We start from the raw sequence: 17,320 nt of genomic DNA on the forward strand, positions 1-17,320 counted from the left end.
CGAAGCGCGCCGCGTAGTGCCATGGCTGGCTGTGGCCGGCCGAACAAACTTCTTTCCAAACATGTATGCCTCCGGAAGGTTCAAGTTTTGAAACGGACGAACGGGTCCGGTTCGGATGGTCTTTCCCCGTGTCTCAAACTGCGGTGTCGGGGGACGATGACGAGACGTCTCAGGAGTTGGCTGCGATCGTGAATCGTCGAAGTTCGAGTGCCGGGTTCTTTAGCCGGACGGTCCGCAGACGCTCTTCGGTGAGTTCAGCGGTTGCCACGGCCTTCTGTTCGCCCAATGACGCGAGTACAACACCCATTGGGTCAACGATCATGCTGTTGCCGGCCCCTGTTGGTGCACACTGATCGGCGGCGGCGACATAGATTGTGTTCTCGATGGCCCTTGCCCGAAGCAGCGTGGTCCAGTGGTCTTCTTTCAGAGGACCAGGCACCCACTCGGCCGGAAGTAGAAGCACCTGCGCGCCGGCGTCGACGATCCTGCGGGTGACTTCGGGGAACCGAAGGTCGTAGCAGGTCTGCATTCCGAAGCTAATACCATCGATCTCGAAGGTTTCCGGCGCTTCTATCTCGCCAGGGCGCACAAGAGCGGATTCTTGGTAACCGAACGCGTCGTAAAGGTGCAATTTCCGGTAGATCGCGACCACCCCACCCTGGGGTCCGACCGCAACCAGAGTGTTGGAGATCTGCTCTCCGCCCTCAAGCTCTTCGTTGATCCCCGCAACAACGAAGATGGAGAGTTCACGGGCCAACTCAGAGAGGCCGGTGACGAAAGGTCCTGACAGAGGTTCTGCCGTGTCCAGGAAGCTCCCGTCCATGGACGGTGCGGTGAACATCGCGTACTCAGGCAATACCACCAGACGGGCGCCCAGCTGGGCGGCCTCGCTGACGAGTTCCGCAATGTCTTTTTCGTTCTGCTGTTTGTCCAAGCCAGGAGCAAACTGGGCTACTGCAATGTTGACCATGAAAATTCTCCTTTTGTGCGAAACCCAGTGCGTATCAGAACCGGGTGGCATTCTGCCTAGACGGCAGCCCGGGCGACGAGCGAGTGGGCAAGAGCCTGAGCCTGCTCATACGGAGCTGTAAAACCGGCAACGAGGGCGCCGTGCTGCATCATCAGTGCCAGCTGATCTGCACCGTTCCGGAGCGCAAATTCCTTTTCCTCGAGGCTCCAGGCAGGCAGAACCCAGGCCTTGCCAGCTGCTGCCGCAGCCCTGGCCACCCGCTCCAGATCCGCGAAGTCGCCCTCGGTGCGTGAATACGCCCCACGCTCTCGACGCAGAGACAGATCGGACGGGCCAACAAAGACGCCGTCGACTGTATCCAGAGCGAGAATGGCTTCCACGTCCTCCAGCGCGCCGGCGTCCTCGATCATGGGATAACAGCGGGTCTGTACGTCCTGCAGGGTCACCCATTCGTCCGTAAAGCCGCCATAGGAGCTGGTCCGGCCACCGGCGAAACTACGGTCCCCGAGCGGGGGGAACTTCGCGAAAGCCGTTACGGCCCTTGCATGGGCCAGATTCTCGACGTGTGGAATGACGACCGCATTGGCACCGAAGTCGAGCGCCTGCTGGATCGGTCCCCGCTCTGGACCCAGGACCTTCGCGATGACATCCATGTCGATGGACTTAAGGAAAGGAATGAAGCGCTCAAGGTCAGCGAGGTCGAAAGAGCCATGTTCAATGTCCAGCACGACGGCCCCGTAACCGATTCCGCGAGCTATCTCGGCGGCCGCAAAGCTTGGGTCTGACAGCCAGATGGCGAACTGTCGGTTGGCGGGAACAACATGCATTTAATATCTCCTCATCAAAAGAATGTGCGTGTTCTACGCCACATCTGCAGTCACTAAAGAAGAACATATCCGCCACGTATACACAAGGGATACTTGAGATATGACCGGTTTGGTGTCAATCTAGTAGGAGGGGGAAGGGGGTTGGGTCAATGTGGCACAGGCCATGTCCTCGGTTTGTGAGCTGCGCATACGACGCGTATACAAGCGAGGCTCCCACTAAAGGAGAAGGTAACGATGACGACTTTTGAGGCACCTCCTCCCACAACCGCTGGCCCTGCCAGGATCCGTGTGTACGAGTGGCTGCGTGATGAAATCATCAGGGGCAGCATAGAAGCTGGTCGTTTTTTAGATGAGCAGTGGGTTTGTGAGGCTGTCGGCGTTTCCCGTACGCCGGTCCGCGAGGCGTTCCACCAGCTGGCGGCTGAGCGATTCATAAGTTTGCTGCCGCGCAAGGGCGCCCAAGTTCGTACAGTGACCTCGCGGGAACTGGAGGAGGTCTACCGTACTCGGCTACTCATAGAAGGCCACGCCCTCACTGTGATGTGTGCATTAGGGCGCAGAGTGCCGGTCGAGATGTTAGGCCTGATCGAGCAGATGGAGCAGGCCAGTGACGCTTTGGATTGGTTCACCGTATCGTTCCTCGACCGGCGCTTTCACCGGGCAATCGTGGCCGCGGCTGAGAATACAGTTCTGACAGAACTCTATGACACTCTCCGCTCCCGCCAACAGCGAGTGGCCGTCCGGGCACTGACGGCTCGACCGGAGCGGGTCGAGATCATCAACAAGCAGCACCGCGCGATTGTCGATGCCATCTCAAGTCACGATGCGGAGTCCGGGCTCCGTCTGTTGGAGCTCCACCTTCGGCCAATCTCTGAAATCATGTCTGCTCTACCCGCCGACGACTGATGGTGAGCGCAGCATGCAGGTGTAGCTGCCCTAGCGTCAGACCGGTGTACGGGAGTGCCTAGCTTGGGTGTGGACGACTGGGGCTGCGGCGCCCTCTGACGGTGACAGGTTTGGCGGCCCCGGTATGACAATTGTCTCTGACCCCACTCGCAGTTACGGCCAAGTTCCCCCAGCGTGGTGAAAATGCGGTGCGGCGCTCCAGTTGAGTTTGGCATCGCAGTTCCTAGGTGGTGGAACGCCAGGATCAGTTCTTCGGATGCGGCGACTCACGCGGGCGCCCTCGTTCCGGAGCTATCTTCAATGAAGATGTTCCCCAAAACCTGCAGAATAACCTCGGGGATGCTCGTCGTGTTCCCAGCGGGCCAGTGGCAGGCACTGTCGCACATCCTTGGCGCAATCCTTGGCGCACCTCAGTCTCACAAACGATCGATTAATGAGACTGGCGGCGGATCGCCGGGGGCCTGAGGAGTTCTCGGCACCACAAGGGCCGGCGCTGTCTCGAAATGCCGTCCAACAAAGGGACTGTCTCACAACAGCCAATTGTTCGGGATTGAGAGAATACGGAGAGTTGCCGGCTGTGATGGGATATCCGGGTTCTCGTGCTTACTCCCTCGGCAGTCAGAGGCCCCTGGAAGCCCCTTCAAGGCAGCTAGTCAAACGATCGTTGTTGACGCCGTCCGAATGACACCCCAGCGGGTCGCGTTGTTGGACAGTCCGGACGGTGAAACACTCTCGCCATGAGTCCTCTGTTCGAACGCAAGAAGGTCACCCCGCCAACGGCAGAATCTGCCATGCATTACGTATCGGCTTGTACCGCAATCTTTGCCACACGTCGGCAGGTTTGGGAATTCATCAAGCCGCCGGAGAACAGTGTTCTCATGGACCCAGACATTGTGCGCGGCTTCAAGGCGCCGGGCATAGAGGGTGCGGGAGAGGTCTAAGTTTTCATCTCGATCCGGGACGGACTGGAACGTGTCTCAGCCCTGGAAGTGACGGAAGAGGTTCCGCAGGAGCTGGCGATCACCAGGACCCTGGGGGGAGAGGATCCAGCTGCGCGGGGACGGACGTCACTGCGTGATGGTGACGGTGGTGCAACGGTCCTCGAACACGGGCAGTACTTCACGTTGCCAGCCGGGGCCGCCGGATATTTCCACGAATATGAACAGCAGCACAGGCTCTACTGCCGACAGTATGTTGAACGGGTGAAGGCGTTCCTTGAGCGGCAGCCTGGCTATCCGGCTGAATAAGCAGTCCTGTCCTTTAGTGCATCGCCTTGGTCAACGCCGCTGTGAAGTGCTGGGGGCTCTTTCGAGGGTGTCCTCAAGAATGGGACTGCTGAGGTTTTGATTGACGCGGTGACTACGGGGTGCGTTGGACGATGCGGTACACCGTGCTCCGGGCGACCTGCATGCCTTCGCGGGTGCGGGCGCGGATGAGGTCCGGCTTACGGGCGGGGCGATTCGAGTCTGAGCGGCGCCGCCGGCCGTGCCTCGCTCCGCGCTGAACCCTGCCTACCTGTAGAGTTCACGGGTCCGTTCGCAGCACACCCTCACGGATAGGAAAGCCATGGCAGAGACAGCTCACATTGAACGGCTTGGGGTTTCTGTCGGGGGGGGGCTATCCCGAGCTGAGTTGATGAGTAGGCTGGGCTCGCGAGGTGTCCTTCTCAACGCGCACGCTGAAACCTTGTTGGAGGACGCCATCTTCGACAAGAGGGCCATACGCGCCATTGTGGTCACCGAGCGTACGGTCGCCGACTTGGGGCTTCCTGATGGGGTGACTCTTCCCCAGATCCTCGACAGTGCGCAGCAACAGGGCTTGTTGCTCTGCCCGGCGGATACGGGGCCCTATTTACGCATGGCTCTGAGCGAGCAGGCGACATCTCTTGGTTCGGTGATGTCCTCAGGGAGGGCGCCCATCGGCGCCCTTACGGTGGGCGCCGAAGCGCTGAGTGAAGACGACGACTATCCCAAGGGCTTCTATCTTCGCGTCGTTGACGGACAAGCGTGGCTGCGTGGCTTTCGATGTGACGACGAGCATCCGTGGTCCGCCGATGACCGGTTTGTCTTTCGCCTGGCCCCGCAGCTGATTGAGCTTAGCCCGGCATAGGTGGACGTCCATGCGAGAACGGTGCCGGTGAAGGATCCCTGAACGGACGTCCTATCAGGGATCGGTCGCCGTGCGTCCTGTCGTGGGCGCTAGGGTAAGCCCCATGACGAAGGTTGCTTCTACGCCAGCAGGCCTAAGCCTGATGGCGGTCTCAATCGGCGCGGTGCGTTACCAGTTGTGCCCGCCCGAGCGGATCGATGCCTCACATGGAGAGGTACGCCGTTGGGCAAGCGAAAACCGTAGTGAGGGAGTCTGTGCGGGCGATCGCTTCACACTCCCGCAGCTGACGGAGGACCGGCTGACGATCCGCAGTTCGCTGTCCAGAACCAGGCCGGTGGCGACCTCGGAGGGCCCGGCATCGGTCCGATGATTGCACCGCAGACGACTTTCACGGTTTCCCGGCGCTCCAGTTCAGCCTGTTCTCACCGGGGACCACACGCCCAGCCTTTGGGCCGTTCGCTGGCGCGGGCGGCCGCCGGGGTCCAGCGCGGGAGGGCGGGAAGCGTCTCGGGCCGAGGCTTAGCCCAGCAGGGAGACGGCGTGGGCAATCACGAGGGCCAGGAGCACGAATCCTCCGGCGGCTTCGAGTCCCATCATCATTTTGGCTCGGGGGGACAGGGGCATGGTGTCGGTGGGACTGAAGGCCATGGAGTTGGACAGGGAGAAATAGGTGTAGTCCACGAAGGAAGCGACCCAGCCGCTCTTGACTGAGGACCGTGTCGCCACTTCCGTGACGGCGTCGTGGTCTTCGTCTTGGGGGAACCGGAAGTCCGCGGCCGGGAGGTTGTCCCGGTGGGTGTTGCGCCGTGCGACCGGTCCGCCGCGGTCCAGCTCCCAGAAGACCAGGGCGAACGCGATGACGTTCGTTACCCAGATCTGCAGTGCTGCCAAAAGGAGTGTGCGCCCGTCGCCGCCGCTGGAGTCGGTCAGCAAAATGATGAGCTGCACCAGGGCGACGCCGTTGGCGGCGACGAGGAGGAGTGCCTGGCCCGTGGCTAATCGTTTGGACCAGCGTGTCTCTTTATGCAGGCGGCGGGGGTTGAGGATCAGCAGGGGAATCAGCATCACAAGTCCGATTCCCACCACCGTGTAGCGGATGGCCGGCAGGAAGGCGCTCGGAAGGGCGGCATAGAGGCCCAGTGCGATGAGCAGCCCGATTACGGCCGGCCAGCGGTGTTCGGCGCCGTCCTTCAGGTTTGCAGTCTTAGACATCCACCGAGTCTAGGCAGGGCTGCGGTCCATCCCGGCCTGGGCGCGCACTGAGCCGAGAGCAGATGGACGTTTGGTTTGCGGGAACGTCGGGTCAGGTCGCCCAACTCCGTTGCGAGAGGCCGACGCAGGACACTCCCCCAGAAGTCAGATGCGGGTTTCCGCGCCGCAGCGACTGACGGGGTCTGTTGGCGCTGCCGGCCGAGGGGTTCCGATGTGGTCCGTCGCAGGGTTCGGGCCATCTCTGCCTTGCCTGTGTCTGCGACATCTTTTGGTTGTTGTCCACGACGGGCGAGGTCCTGTTCGGGTTGCCCGCCAGCGCCGGAATCTGCGATGTCGCCGCGGACCTTAATGGGCCGCGGTGGAGTTCGCCGGTACCCATGGATCTGTTCAACCACCGTCTCTGCTGCTTACAGGGAGGTTACAGGGAAGCGAAGTCTGAGGCGCCGGCCGCTGCCTGGGCGGGCTGGGCTGCGCGGGCACCTCAATCTCGGAATTCTCGCGCAGCGACAGTCTGGCGGACCGGCCTGGCTGGAGAACTGTCGCCTACTTCGGCCCTTGGTCGATGAGTGCTGGGTCCATGCGGGGTCCGGTGTGTTCGCGGGAGTGCGGTTGCCGTCGGCCGCCGCGTTGCGCGGCGGCGCCGGCGAGGACGACGAGCGTGATGCCGCCGAATTGGACTAGCGAGGGTTGCTGGTGGAGCACGAGCAGCCCGAGGAGCACGCCGAAGGCGGGTTCGAGGGCCATCAGGGTGCCGAACGCGGTGGGCGTCATCCTGCGCAGGGCGAGCATCTCGAGCGCCATCGGCAGCACCGGCATCAGGACGGCCAGTCCGAAGGCGGCTGCGAGGACACCGAGGGTGAGGTGTCCGGCGGACTGCGGGATGCCGACGACCGCTGCCGTGGCAGCGGCGACGGGAACGGTGAGTGAGAGTGCACCGATGCCCGTGAAGCGGTCGCCGATCCGTTGGGTGAGCAGGATGTAGGCGGCCCACCCGATGGCCGCGAGCCCAGCGAACCCGATACCGGCGAGGTTGATAGCACCGGCCCAGGGTTCGGTCAGCAGGACGACGCCGAGCAGCGCCAGGGCTGGCCAGATAAGCACCCGTGCGCTGTGGGCGCGAACCGCGGCGACGGTCAGCGGACCGAGGAACTCGATCGCGACGGCGGTGCCGAGCGGGATGCGTTCGATGGAGGCCAGAAACGCGATGGTCATCAGTCCGGTGGCGACACCCAGCCCCAGAAGCACGGGGATGTCGGGGCGGCGAAGCGTGCGCAACGGGGGGCGGGCGATGGCGAGGAAGATGAGTGCTCCCACGCTGAGTCTGAGCCAGGCGGTTCCGGCCGGCCCCACCGCGGCAATGAGATTTACTGACAGGGCGGAGCTCAGCTGGACCGAGAGCATGGCGGCAACGGCCAGCCCCCACGGCGGCACCGGGACATTCTTGGGGACACGTTGGCTCACGACTGGTCCCCTTGGGCCAGCCGGTCAGCGATCGCGTGTATCCGGGGGTGGATGAGCATGTCAGTCTCTTTCGTTGGCTGGCGTGCCGGCGGCTATCAGGCGGCGGGCGACGCGGACGTCGGGACCGAGCAGGGACAGCCTGGCGGCCAGGTCCTCGGCTGCGGTGTGGAGCGCCTCATCGGTCATGGGTTCGAGAGCGTCGAGGATGAACAGTGCGGCGGTGGTGTCCTCGCCGAGCTGAGTACGGCGTGCCTGGCGCCAGTTCCAGCGCCGGCAGGTCACCCCGGCATCGTCGCACCACACGACCTCGCCAGGTTCCGGGTGTTCGATCACCGCGGCGCCGTCGGCGGCGGTATCGAAGGGTTCCTTGCCCGTGGCGCGGACCAGCCGGGGCGCACCACTGTAGCGGTTTAGGTCCTCCCCGCCCAGCGGGATCTGATGGAGCACCGAAACCGCGTTATAGAAGTCGGTGAGACGGTTCACCCGGGGCAACCCAGACACCGCACGGCGCAGGAGCGCCTCCAGGCTGTTACGCGTTCGGCTGGGTTTGGCTCCGAAGCCCTGGTAAGCCTCGCGCCAGGCTGCGACGTGCGGAAGCTGCTCGACCGGCCCGTCGCTGAGCAGCTGGCGGGCTGAGGTCTCCGCCGCCTGGAGCATCTCGTCACTGGTCTGGTCACTCGGGCCCGGGACGAGTCCGTCAACGGCCAGCAGCAACGCCCGGTAGCCGGGCCGCAGCGCGAAAACGGCGGGGTCAACCTGGCCGCCGTCGAGGAATTCCTGAAGCATGCCCGACTCAGGCATCGGACGCCTCCGGCCGGTGTCCTGTCGCCACGCCCGGCTCGAAGACGGCCAGGGAGAACCTCGCCGGCTCCGTGCCCGGATTGGCATAAGAGTGTGCCACGTCGCCCGGGAACGTCAACGCATCGCCGGCATCGAGGCTGACCGATTGGCCCGCGATCTCCACCGTGACCGTGCCCTGCTGGACCTGCAAGAGCTCCTTGGTGCCCGAGGTGTGGGCCTCGCTCACGTGACGGTCTCTCGCACCCAGCGTCCAGTCCCACAGTTCAACCACGTCAGGCGACTCGGTGCCTGCCACCAACACCCCGCGGCCGCCGGACTCACCGATCCACAAAGCAGCGCCTTCACCACTGCGGGTGACCTTCACCGGCTTCGGCCGCGGCGGCTCGACCAACGCCGGCAGCCCCACACCGAGCGCGTCGCTGATCCTCAGCAGGGTTCCCACGCTGGGATTCGCGGCACCCTGCTCCACGTTGACCACCATCCTGCGGCTTACCCCGGCAGACTCCGCCAGCTGATCAAGCGTCCAGCCCCGCGACTGCCTCTCCTGCTTAACCCTGGCGCCGATTGCCAACGCCAAGGTCGTTGTACTCTCATCCATAAGTGCATCATAGTGCACTATTAGTGCATTGGACTACGGATCTCGTTCGGCGTGGAATATCAAGCGGACCAAAACGGACGCTACGTTCGCTGCCGGGCACCGACGGCGAGGCTAGCGTTTCTCGCCTGGGCACTTCAATAACGACCGATTCCGTCCCCCGTACTCGCATGAGTGAGCGTCACAACAGTTCCACGGCGGGCTGCCAAAGGATCCAAGCAACGATTATTGCAACAACAACAACGACCATCTGCAGGGGCCGTAGCGAGGATTGCCCGAGGCTTCATGGGCGAGAGCCTAGCGCTCGGACTTGTCTAAGGGAACGTATCGCGCGGGCAGGTCAAATACGACCCTTTTTGCACCACTAGGGGAAGCTTCCTGAACGCCGGCCACCGTGCACCGGATTTCACGGGTCAGAACACGCGTGGTCTCGGCATCTCTCGCGGCGTTCATGCTTACAGGTCGCGGAGGCGGTTGGGTGCGTCCGTACGTACCCACCATTGCCGTGGCCGCTGGTACTCGTTGTCCTATCTGAAACGGATTTTGTGACAACCACGTAGTGCTTCGATAGACGAGCCTCGCCAGGCTCCACAACGATCTGCGCAGCCTACGGGATAGTGAACAGTGCGGATATTGATCATCCGCGCTACGGCCTTGCCGTGAGGTGCTGGTTTCGCTTCTCGATGAGCTTCTGGAGATATCGGGCCAGAACCAGTTTCTCGGCCAGTCGGCCAACGGGTCCGAACGGCGCCGCGAACTCGATCCGGTCAACCATCGTGGTTCCCTCCGAATCCTCGCTGAACTCATGGAGGTGCCGGAACCGGAGGAAGGGTCCCTTGACTTGCTCATCCACGAAATGATCTGGCGCTTCCATCTGGGTGATCCGATTCGTCATCCGAATCGGGATCCCGAAATGCCACGCCCGCCAGGTCACTTCTTCGCCCAAGGAGATGAGGCCGGACCTGACGCCGGCGACGGCATCCTCCCGTGATCGCGCCATCGAGTCTTTGTGGGCATCGATGTTGCGGGCAAGATCAAACAATTCCGACTTGGGTGTGTTTGTCCGCGTTGTGCATTCGAAGGAGACGGCCATCCTCAGATTATGACAGCCCCCTACGTTGTCGGCGATTTGCTCGCCTAGGTCGGGTTTCCAGAATGCTCCGCGAAAACGGCCGCACCGCTAATTACGAATGAACCTGTCCAAATCGACCGTTTCCGCTAAAACCCGGCTGGCTCGCCCAAAGGACTAATTGCTGATCCGCGGGATCGTCCAGCCGCAGTGCAGCGTGTCACGCGCGGGCAGGACGGCGGTCCGGGCGCTATCGATATACTCGCTGGATGCGGATCCGCCCGATAGATCTCGTCGACGTGCTGGTCTATCTCGTGGTACTGGGAGTGTTCATCCAGCTGTTTCCCGACGTCATATCCGAAACATTCCTGTTGTCGCTCTTGACGGCGATTCTGCTGAAGGTCGTCCTTGAAGTCGTGCTGTGGGCGAAGAAGAAGATCGTTGGGCGGATACGGTCGGCTGATACTCGACGGGTTCGAATCGTCAGCGCGATCACCCTGTTGCTGGTGCTCCCGGGGAGCAAATTCATGGTGCTCGGACTGGTTGACCTGGCATTCGGCGACGCTGTCCGTCTCGGCGGCTTCTTTCAAGTGACTGCACTCATCATCGTTCTCATGCTCGCGCGAGGCGGCGTGCGATGGGTGTTCAGCCGGACCGACGAGAGCGCATCAGCTTAATCGAGGCTAGGCCGGCGGTTCCGGAGAGCCGCCCATGTCTGCGGCGGTCTGACTCCTCGTCGGTCATACCGGACGCCGAAGATGCCGGCGGAGAAAGACCACCACAATGGCTGTGACTACAGCGGCGATGATTCCGCCAAGAAGATCTGGCCAGAAAATGACCGAGAGCTTGGTGATCACGAACGGCAGCTGTATGAGCGCACTCAGACCGGCAATGCCGGCGACGGCGATCAATATTCTCGTTCTCTGGTCCATGCTTTCCCCATGCTGCCCGCACCGTTTCATCGCCCGCTCGCGCCCGCAGGCCTCTGCACTTCCAAAGTGATGCAGTTGAGGTACCAAAGCGCGATAGTTTTTCGGGCGGGGTATACGCGAATCTGGAACCTGAGTATCTGTATGGGATTTTTCGCGGCGGGGGAGCACGTTGAGGGTGTCGCGGTGGGGGACCGTCTAACGGGCGGTCGCAACCTGGGGCCGGCCCCACCGATGTCATTTTTCGAAGTCGTCTGCACGGAACGTCAGCAGTCCTCTGCACTACAGGAACAGCTCATCTGGGGCGGGGCGGGTCGAGCAAGGATCCAGCGGGCCCGCCTGATTGGTGGTGCGGTTTGGCTAATTCGTTGGTGAGGCGTGCATGCCACAATGAGGCCCATGACTCGAATCCTCATGATCGGCATCCACGCGCGAGCCCTCGACTATAGCAAGCTGCCTCCTGGCCTCGACGAGGCCACGATGACCGAACGGATCGAAGCGGGGTTCGGGGCCACTACGGCCGCCGGCTTCGACGCCGTCAACTGCCTCATCGGCACCTCCGCGGACGAGGCCGAAGCAGAGATTCGCTCGGCGTTCGGTCGTGATCGTTTCGGCCTCGTGATGATCGGGGGCGGCATCAGGATGATCCCGGAGTACACCGAGCTCTTCGAACGGATCATCAACGTGTGCAATGCGGAATCGCCCGGAATCACCTTCTGCTTCAACACATCGCCCGAGACGACTCTGGACGCGTTGGAGCGTCACGCCCAGCCGTGAACGTCTGCGACGCGATCCGGTGCGTCGACTAGCCTCGGCGTTTCGTATCGGCGGTAATGAGATGCGCCTCTGCTCACGTGCGGCTGCGCGGACAATGCGGTGTGGCCAGCGCACGAATACGACCGTTACTGGTCACGCTCACTCTCGGCGGCGCCCGGTAAAGGATTCGCTGACGGGCGCCCCCGTGGTCTGTCCGAACTTTCAACTGTCGGTACTGGCCTTCTTTCGGGCTCCCAGAACGCAGAACTCGTTGCCTTCTGGATCCTCAAGTACAGTCCACGGCCGCTCGCCTTGACCAACATCGACCCTGCGGGCACCCAGAGCGACCATCCGCTCGACCTCGGCCGCTGGATCGTCTGGCCGAAAATCGAGGTGAAGACGATTCTTTGTTACCTTCGAATCTGCCACCGGCACGAAGACCAACCCTGGCAACCGGTCCGGTGCAGAACGAATTTCGAACTCATCGTCAGCTTCCAAAGTCACGACCCAACCCAAAGCTTTGGCCCACCAAAGTCCAAGCTCAGCCGGTCGTGCCGAATCGACAATTACTTGTTCCCATTCAAGACTCATGCGTTCCACTCTACTGAGCCGGACCCCTGCCCGGTGAAGAATCCGTGCGGTCACCAGGGCGTCCGCTGAACCACCGGTTTACGGACGGTCAGCTCGGCTACCGACTTCACAGAATGACTGGCAGGATCGTGATGTGGTTCTTTCAATTGACACCTCTCGTGCGCTCCGCACCCCCGACCAAGTACAGTCGCTCATTCAAGCTGTCTTCGAGGCAGCGCCCGAGGACGAGAGTCGATCCATCGAATGGAAGTCGGCATACACCGACCTCACTAGCGCAGAAGCCTCGTTCGCCATTAGTCGCGCGATTCTCGGGTTGGCGAATCGTCCCGTCGCCGTCGCGGCCGCCTCATTCGAGGGCGTGGGTTACGTCTTAGTCGGAGTCGAACCAGGGTCGCTTGAAGGACAACAAGTCCCCGACAGTGCAGAGCTCCTAAACGCCATTCATCGTTACACGGGGCACGGGTGGCCTTATTGGGACGCTCGAACTCTGACGTTCAACGATGTGACAGTGCTCGTAGTAACGGTGGAGCCACCGCGCGATGGTGACCGCATCGCCTTGTTGCAGAAGTCGTATCAGGCGGCGAAGGGGCCCATGGTTTCAGAAGGGACGATATTTGTGCGGCGGCCAGGAGCCACCGAGCGTGCTTCTCGTGCCGAATTGGAGATGTTGCAGGATCGGTTGCTCAGCGGCTCCGAGGCAGAGGGCGCCGCGTTGGGTGAGGCCACAAGGAAGAGCGAGCTGCGAGACATTGTCACAGACCTCGTGCAAGCGGGGAACCGCTGGGCAGACACTATGCAGATCCTGGTCATGTCGAGCACTGGCCAAGAGTGGAAGCAGCGCGATTGGATCGAATGGGTGGACACCGACAGCGGCAGAGAGATGACTCAGAATGCTCAGTCGGTAGATCGCAATATTCGGAAGCTTCGGCTCCACACCGGCGAAGACTCGCTTGTCTTGCCCGCGTTGGAGGCACAGCGGAGGATCCGAGGCGGCAAGGCGTTCGCTGTCCTTCATTCCAATGGCAGGGACAGTGAGGACGATCGGGTTTCCGCCTACCAAGAGATAAATGCGATCAAGTCAGACTTGGTGAATTTGGAGCTCGCCGCCATCAGGCTGCTCACCGCTGCGAAGTGACCACCGAGTCCGGAAAGGATCGCCTTTTCGACGCCTTAGCGAGTCGCACGGCTCGTGGGATGCTGTTACTCATGGAACCCCTGGGAATGGAACGCCGCGTCATCGAGGCGGCAGAGGCGCTGGCTCGATCGCTCGGTAACGACACAAACCACACCGTGGCAGCCGCCGCCATGGACACCAACGGCCGGATACACACAGCTGTCAATGTCTATCATTTCACCGGCGGACCCTCCGCCGAGCTTGTCACGCTGGGGGTTGCCGCAACCGCCGGAGCTGGTCCATTGGTCGCGATGGCAGCCGCCGGCGATGGAGGACGGGGTCTCATTTCGCCGTGTGGCCGCTGTCGGCAGGTGATGCTCGATCTGCATCCCGATATTCTTGTCGCGATCCCAACCGTTGCTGGTCCCCAGATGCGCCCTATCGCCAAGCTCCTTTCGGACACATACTTCTTTCCAGATGCGCAGGCCGAGCGAGTGTTCCGGTTCAACCGGCGCTACTATGACGCGGTCGCAAGCGGACGGAAAACCTCTTCGGTCCGCTGGGACGAGCGGATTGCAGTTGGGCTTGCGATTTTCTATTTCGAGGATGATGCGGAGTGTCCACCACTGCGTGGGAAGATCCTTGAGGTCCTGCGGTACCGGATTAATGGCCTAACTCCCGAACGACTCCGCCTTTCTAACGGTGGAACAGTCGAGGGCTACCTCGAAAGTCTTCGACGGCACTACCCGGCTATGCCGGCCGACGCATTCGTCGACGTCGTGGACTTTCACGTAGCTTCGTCCGACCCCGATCATGCCTAGGACGCACAGAACGCCACCGCCCGGTGAGGGATCCTCAACCGGGCGGTGAACGCGGGTGGAGCCTGAGCCCGCGTCATCGCCCTCTGATCAGACGTCCAGCAATGAATCGTCATACCAGACGTCTTCGTAGCCAGGCGCCAAGAGGAAGCGCCACCCCGGCGGCAAAGCGAGATAGGGAATGACTTCCGGGCACAAGCTATCCAGATGCTCGATGTGCAACGGAACAAAGAAGTCGTGCACGGTTCCTATCTCTTCGCCGCGCCAGATGAACCAGCCACTGGTCCCGGTCGCGGCGGGATGCCTCAGGCCATTGAGTGGAAGAACATCACGTGATCGCACGTTTTCGGCGACTCCTAGCCTCACTCCGTACGAGGGCGGTGCTGGGACAGCCCCGAACCTGGCGGTTAGCTGGATCTGGGCGGAAAGGATCAAATCATGCACATCAAGAATCTTCGCCTAAAAGCAGGAATACCTGCCAGTTAGTCGCTCCACCCCCACCGCAAAAACCCATGAAGCTACAAAACCGCAGGTTGTAAGGGATTAGCCTTCGTGGAATTCTTTACGCCATGCGCCTTTTCCGTAGGAAAGAACCGTCCGCTCCCGTGCACCCTATCTCTGCCTTTTGGGAGTGGTGGGTAAGGGAGGGCCACATGCTCGATCCCCGGAACCAATCGCCTGCTATTGAACAGCTGAGTCAGAGGGTTGCAGCGATCCATCCGGACCTGACATGGCACTTCGGCGCCGGAAGCGAGTCCGAACACCGGCTCACTGTGTCGGCGGGCGGAACTGCGGAGGTGCGGCCCTCGGCCCAGCGCTGGCTCCGTGCTGCCCCGCCTGCAGATCCGACCTGGGAGTTCCGTTCGAGCCAAGAAGCAGACCCGAACGCTCTGGGCACCGTGTTGGAGATCGCCGGCAGTAAGCTCGATCTGTCGAAAACCGAGTTCCGCGTCGAAACCGCCGAGGAGGAGCTCAGGGTCCATGTCGGGGTGTACCACCCGGTGTTCCGGGACCTTCCGGAGTCCACGAGACTGCAAGTGTCATTCCTCGTTCTTGACTGGCTTCTCGGCGAGGATGACGTCGAGCGCTGGCTGGGCCAGATTGAGGCACTTACAGCGCCTTCGGTGGACTCCACCAACGGCGACGGCATCCTCCGCGCTGTCGAGTCGATCGCCGAACACCACGACCCTGATAAGTGGACACTATCCCGATGGGAAGACGCCAATGGCACTCCCGCGTTCGCGAGCTTTAGAAGATCTCTGCGCTGGATCGACCACCCGACTCTTGACGTTCACCACGGTGTCCATGCTTCATTTGCATCCCAGGACAATGGACTTCCAGCCGACGGGGCCGCGCTCGACTCACTCCGAAGCCTCGAGGATGAGCTGGAATCGCTGCTTGGTCCTCGTGGTCTGGTCATTGGCCACGAGACCGCCTCCGGACGTCGCACCTTCCACGTCTACACCGACGGCGAAGACCAGAACGTAGCAGCCGGGCTGTCCGATTGGGTTCGAGCTCGACATCTTTCCATCGAGTCTGCCCCTGACCCGGCTTGGCGCCGCGTACGCCAGTTCACAGGCTGAGATCCGCAACGGGCCTGCCGGCGAACCTCTAGCGCCCGGGGTGGCAGCCCGAGCGCGCCCGCTGAGGGATCCGCTTGCGTGCGTCCTTCGGCCATAAAGCGCTGCGGAAACCACGCCTTTTACCGCTGCGATCCACAATTCTCGGATACACCCGGATCAGCACCCCCGGGCAAGATGACCAGCTCCAAGGCGACGCCGCGGCCGCCCGGGAGCAGGCTCAGACCGAAGCCGCGGAGCTGCAGGCCGACCTCGAAACCGCACGCGCGCAGCTCAGACAGGTCGAGCAGGAACGTGACATCGTGGCCCAACGGGCCGAGGCGGAGGAGCGAGCCCGCGACGAGGCAGAGCGGCATGCAATCGCGGCCGAGAGCCGCGACCGACGCGGAGGCGGCGCGTGCCAGCCGCGGAGAGGCCGCGACCGAGGAGGTGCGGGGCAAGCTCGAGGGTGCCCGGGCCGACCTTGAGCGTACCCGTGACGCGGTGACCGACCTGCGTGGCAACCTGGCAACCTGGCAACGGAACGTGAGGTGGCCAGAGCCGACGTCGAGCGTGAACGCACCCATGGGGAGCAGCGCGTCAAGGACCTCCACGACACCTACGGCCGCCAAGTCGACCAACTGCGCGACGAACTAGCCCAGGCCCGCGAGACGACAGCCAAGGAGCGCCGCACCTCGCGCCCCGAACAGGGGAATGAGGAAAGGGTTCGGCAGCGTGCCGGCCAACCGCAAAGCGATTCCGAGGATGGTACCGCGAACGTGGGTACGGGACCGGTGGCTCAGACCAGCCCGAGCTGCGTCAGGATCCCGAGCTCATCCGTCGATCCCCAGCGATCGACCACTTTGCCGTCGCGAAACCCCACGACCTGCACGTTCCGCACCGTGAAGCGCCTGCCGGTCGGCGCATGACCGAGGAACTCGCCGGTGTGGGTGCCGGACAGGTCCATGATCGTGATCAACTTCGTCGGGGTCACGATTGTCTCGAGAACGTTCCGCTCGATGTCCGAGAACGACGTGCCGAACTGCTCCCAGTACCAGGCGAGCCCGCCGCCACCCGCCGGCTGGCCGTCAGCGGGATCGTGGTCGACAAAATCAGGATCGAATCGCTCCTCGAGCGGCAGCGTCATGTCGCGCATCCGTGCGATCGCGTCCTGGGTTTCCGCGCTGTTCTCGGTGATCTCGGTCGCCATAGCTGCCTTCCCATTCGGTCGCGCATCTCGCGACCCACTCCCTGTCTACTCCGATTCTGCTCCGGGCGTGGGCCGACACTTTGAATCGCCTTGCAATCAGGCGACAGGGGAGATGAGAGCCCTGCCAGCGACGAGTCCGGGGAAGTGACAACCGAGAGCGAGACCATGGTCATCTTCCAGTTGCCGAACGTACTTTTCCCGAGTTGAGCGGGCCAGCCCCCAGTCGAGGGTGTTGAGGACCAATGCTCGGGAAAGTCACGTTAGTGATTGGTCTTCCTTGATTTGGCGGCAATTTTGTTCTTGAGCATGTCGATTCTGTTGTCACCAGGGTTTTCCGTCGTTGTTTCCCAACACGGCTTGTCGACGTGGATTTCACGGTGTTTCGTTCCTCGC

At 62.2% G+C, this 17,320-nt stretch carries 20 protein-coding genes; 8 read left to right on the forward strand and 12 right to left on the reverse strand.

Annotated elements, in window-relative coordinates; all coding sequences use genetic code 11:
• Positions 1-169: 169 nt before the first annotated feature.
• Both ACFRJ8_RS19615 and ACFRJ8_RS19620 read right to left on the reverse strand, forming a co-directional pair.
• The gene (locus ACFRJ8_RS19615) at positions 170-970 is read right to left on the reverse strand and encodes a carbon-nitrogen hydrolase family protein (RefSeq protein WP_377988049.1); all 801 of its coding nucleotides are present in this window, start codon (positions 968-970) and stop codon (positions 170-172) included.
• A gap of 56 nt (positions 971-1,026) precedes the next feature.
• Positions 1,027-1,797 (reverse strand): HpcH/HpaI aldolase/citrate lyase family protein, encoded by a 771-nt coding sequence (locus ACFRJ8_RS19620; protein WP_377988050.1) that lies wholly within the window; start codon positions 1,795-1,797, stop codon positions 1,027-1,029.
• Between the two features lie 288 nt (positions 1,798-2,085).
• Between ACFRJ8_RS19620 and ACFRJ8_RS19625 the strand changes: the two genes are divergently transcribed.
• The 3 genes from ACFRJ8_RS19625 (at position 2,086) to ACFRJ8_RS19635 (ending at position 4,812) form a co-directional block, all read left to right on the forward strand.
• Positions 2,086-2,703, forward strand: coding sequence for a GntR family transcriptional regulator (locus ACFRJ8_RS19625; RefSeq protein WP_377988051.1), 618 nt, complete (start codon positions 2,086-2,088; stop codon positions 2,701-2,703).
• Between the two features lie 737 nt (positions 2,704-3,440).
• A complete protein-coding gene (locus tag ACFRJ8_RS19630; RefSeq protein WP_377988052.1) occupies positions 3,441-3,644 on the forward strand; it encodes a hypothetical protein in 204 nt (67 codons plus the stop codon).
• Between the two features lie 625 nt (positions 3,645-4,269).
• Positions 4,270-4,812, forward strand: coding sequence for a hypothetical protein (locus tag ACFRJ8_RS19635; protein ID WP_377988053.1), 543 nt, complete (start codon positions 4,270-4,272; stop codon positions 4,810-4,812).
• A gap of 519 nt (positions 4,813-5,331) precedes the next feature.
• Here ACFRJ8_RS19635 and ACFRJ8_RS19640 read toward each other — a convergent pair.
• From ACFRJ8_RS19640 to ACFRJ8_RS19660, 5 genes are all read right to left on the reverse strand, one after another.
• Positions 5,332-6,024, reverse strand: a complete 693-nt coding sequence (locus tag ACFRJ8_RS19640; RefSeq protein WP_377988054.1) for a hypothetical protein — start codon at positions 6,022-6,024, stop codon at positions 5,332-5,334.
• Positions 6,025-6,567: 543 nt separating this feature from the next.
• Positions 6,568-7,425, reverse strand: coding sequence for a DMT family transporter (locus ACFRJ8_RS19645; RefSeq protein WP_377988114.1), 858 nt, complete (start codon positions 7,423-7,425; stop codon positions 6,568-6,570).
• 120 nt (positions 7,426-7,545) lie between these two features.
• Positions 7,546-8,286 carry a B3/4 domain-containing protein gene (locus ACFRJ8_RS19650; protein WP_377988055.1) on the reverse strand — a complete coding sequence of 247 codons (741 nt, stop codon included), beginning with the start codon at positions 8,284-8,286 and terminating at the stop codon, positions 7,546-7,548.
• Complete coding sequence (locus ACFRJ8_RS19655) at positions 8,279-8,884, reverse strand: helix-turn-helix domain-containing protein (protein WP_377988056.1); 606 nt, start codon at positions 8,882-8,884, stop codon at positions 8,279-8,281. Before ACFRJ8_RS19655 ends, ACFRJ8_RS19650 begins: the two co-directional genes overlap by 8 nt.
• Before the next feature lie 643 nt (positions 8,885-9,527).
• On the reverse strand, positions 9,528-9,974 hold the full coding sequence (locus tag ACFRJ8_RS19660; protein WP_377988057.1) for an SRPBCC family protein: 447 nt from the start codon (positions 9,972-9,974) through the stop codon (positions 9,528-9,530).
• Positions 9,975-10,219: 245 nt separating this feature from the next.
• On the opposite strand from ACFRJ8_RS19660, the gene ACFRJ8_RS19665 reads away from it, so the two are divergent.
• Positions 10,220-10,627, forward strand: a complete 408-nt coding sequence (locus tag ACFRJ8_RS19665) for a hypothetical protein (protein ID WP_377988058.1) — start codon at positions 10,220-10,222, stop codon at positions 10,625-10,627.
• 63 nt (positions 10,628-10,690) lie between these two features.
• On the opposite strand, the gene ACFRJ8_RS19670 is transcribed toward ACFRJ8_RS19665, so the two are convergent.
• Positions 10,691-10,882, reverse strand: coding sequence for a hypothetical protein (locus tag ACFRJ8_RS19670; protein ID WP_377988059.1), 192 nt, complete (start codon positions 10,880-10,882; stop codon positions 10,691-10,693).
• Between the two features lie 396 nt (positions 10,883-11,278).
• On the opposite strand from ACFRJ8_RS19670, the gene ACFRJ8_RS19675 reads away from it, so the two are divergent.
• Positions 11,279-11,656 (forward strand): hypothetical protein, encoded by a 378-nt coding sequence (locus ACFRJ8_RS19675; RefSeq protein WP_377988060.1) that lies wholly within the window; start codon positions 11,279-11,281, stop codon positions 11,654-11,656.
• A gap of 201 nt (positions 11,657-11,857) precedes the next feature.
• Here the strand turns inward: ACFRJ8_RS19675 and ACFRJ8_RS19680 are convergent, their stop codons facing one another.
• Positions 11,858-12,226 carry a VOC family protein gene (locus tag ACFRJ8_RS19680; RefSeq protein ID WP_090582409.1) on the reverse strand — a complete coding sequence of 123 codons (369 nt, stop codon included), beginning with the start codon at positions 12,224-12,226 and terminating at the stop codon, positions 11,858-11,860.
• Between the two features lie 133 nt (positions 12,227-12,359).
• On the opposite strand from ACFRJ8_RS19680, the gene ACFRJ8_RS19685 reads away from it, so the two are divergent.
• Positions 12,360-13,361, forward strand: coding sequence for a helix-turn-helix domain-containing protein (locus ACFRJ8_RS19685; RefSeq protein ID WP_377988061.1), 1,002 nt, complete (start codon positions 12,360-12,362; stop codon positions 13,359-13,361).
• An 86-nt stretch (positions 13,362-13,447) separates the two neighbouring features.
• A complete protein-coding gene (locus tag ACFRJ8_RS19690) occupies positions 13,448-14,161 on the forward strand; it encodes an ASCH domain-containing protein (protein ID WP_377988062.1) in 714 nt (237 codons plus the stop codon).
• Positions 14,162-14,248: 87 nt separating this feature from the next.
• On the opposite strand, the gene ACFRJ8_RS19695 is transcribed toward ACFRJ8_RS19690, so the two are convergent.
• Positions 14,249-14,500: a hypothetical protein gene (locus tag ACFRJ8_RS19695; RefSeq protein ID WP_377988063.1), complete on the reverse strand. Its 252-nt coding sequence runs from the start codon at positions 14,498-14,500 to the stop codon at positions 14,249-14,251.
• A 311-nt stretch (positions 14,501-14,811) separates the two neighbouring features.
• Between ACFRJ8_RS19695 and ACFRJ8_RS19700 the strand changes: the two genes are divergently transcribed.
• On the forward strand, positions 14,812-15,741 hold the full coding sequence (locus ACFRJ8_RS19700) for a DUF695 domain-containing protein (RefSeq protein WP_377988064.1): 930 nt from the start codon (positions 14,812-14,814) through the stop codon (positions 15,739-15,741).
• Positions 15,742-15,860: 119 nt separating this feature from the next.
• Here ACFRJ8_RS19700 and ACFRJ8_RS19705 read toward each other — a convergent pair whose 3' ends face one another.
• Both ACFRJ8_RS19705 and ACFRJ8_RS19710 read right to left on the reverse strand, forming a co-directional pair.
• The gene (locus ACFRJ8_RS19705) at positions 15,861-16,331 is read right to left on the reverse strand and encodes a hypothetical protein (protein WP_377988065.1); all 471 of its coding nucleotides are present in this window, start codon (positions 16,329-16,331) and stop codon (positions 15,861-15,863) included.
• Between the two features lie 185 nt (positions 16,332-16,516).
• Entirely contained in the window at positions 16,517-16,927 is a 411-nt protein-coding gene (locus ACFRJ8_RS19710; RefSeq protein WP_377988066.1) for an ester cyclase, read from the reverse strand.
• Positions 16,928-17,320 lie beyond the last annotated feature (393 nt).

This window comes from Arthrobacter sp. NPDC056886, from assembly GCF_042788715.1.
Taxonomy (GTDB): domain Bacteria; phylum Actinomycetota; class Actinomycetes; order Actinomycetales; family Micrococcaceae; genus Arthrobacter.

Coding starts and splice junctions, on each gene's coding strand:
- ACFRJ8_RS19615 (WP_377988049.1), bottom strand. CDS start 970: ATGGTCAACATTGCAGTAGCCCAGTTTGCTCCTGGCTTGGACAAACAG.
- ACFRJ8_RS19620 (WP_377988050.1), bottom strand. CDS start 1,797: ATGCATGTTGTTCCCGCCAACCGACAGTTCGCCATCTGGCTGTCAGAC.
- ACFRJ8_RS19630 (WP_377988052.1), top strand. CDS start 3,441: ATGAGTCCTCTGTTCGAACGCAAGAAGGTCACCCCGCCAACGGCAGAA.
- ACFRJ8_RS19635 (WP_377988053.1), top strand. CDS start 4,270: ATGGCAGAGACAGCTCACATTGAACGGCTTGGGGTTTCTGTCGGGGGG.
- ACFRJ8_RS19640 (WP_377988054.1), bottom strand. CDS start 6,024: ATGTCTAAGACTGCAAACCTGAAGGACGGCGCCGAACACCGCTGGCCG.
- ACFRJ8_RS19645 (WP_377988114.1), bottom strand. CDS start 7,425: ATGCTCTCGGTCCAGCTGAGCTCCGCCCTGTCAGTAAATCTCATTGCC.
- ACFRJ8_RS19650 (WP_377988055.1), bottom strand. CDS start 8,286: ATGCCTGAGTCGGGCATGCTTCAGGAATTCCTCGACGGCGGCCAGGTT.
- ACFRJ8_RS19655 (WP_377988056.1), bottom strand. CDS start 8,884: ATGGATGAGAGTACAACGACCTTGGCGTTGGCAATCGGCGCCAGGGTT.
- ACFRJ8_RS19660 (WP_377988057.1), bottom strand. CDS start 9,974: ATGGCCGTCTCCTTCGAATGCACAACGCGGACAAACACACCCAAGTCG.
- ACFRJ8_RS19665 (WP_377988058.1), top strand. CDS start 10,220: ATGCGGATCCGCCCGATAGATCTCGTCGACGTGCTGGTCTATCTCGTG.
- ACFRJ8_RS19670 (WP_377988059.1), bottom strand. CDS start 10,882: ATGGACCAGAGAACGAGAATATTGATCGCCGTCGCCGGCATTGCCGGT.
- ACFRJ8_RS19675 (WP_377988060.1), top strand. CDS start 11,279: ATGACTCGAATCCTCATGATCGGCATCCACGCGCGAGCCCTCGACTAT.
- ACFRJ8_RS19680 (WP_090582409.1), bottom strand. CDS start 12,226: ATGAGTCTTGAATGGGAACAAGTAATTGTCGATTCGGCACGACCGGCT.
- ACFRJ8_RS19690 (WP_377988062.1), top strand. CDS start 13,448: ATGGAACGCCGCGTCATCGAGGCGGCAGAGGCGCTGGCTCGATCGCTC.
- ACFRJ8_RS19700 (WP_377988064.1), top strand. CDS start 14,812: ATGCTCGATCCCCGGAACCAATCGCCTGCTATTGAACAGCTGAGTCAG.
- ACFRJ8_RS19710 (WP_377988066.1), bottom strand. CDS start 16,927: ATGGCGACCGAGATCACCGAGAACAGCGCGGAAACCCAGGACGCGATC.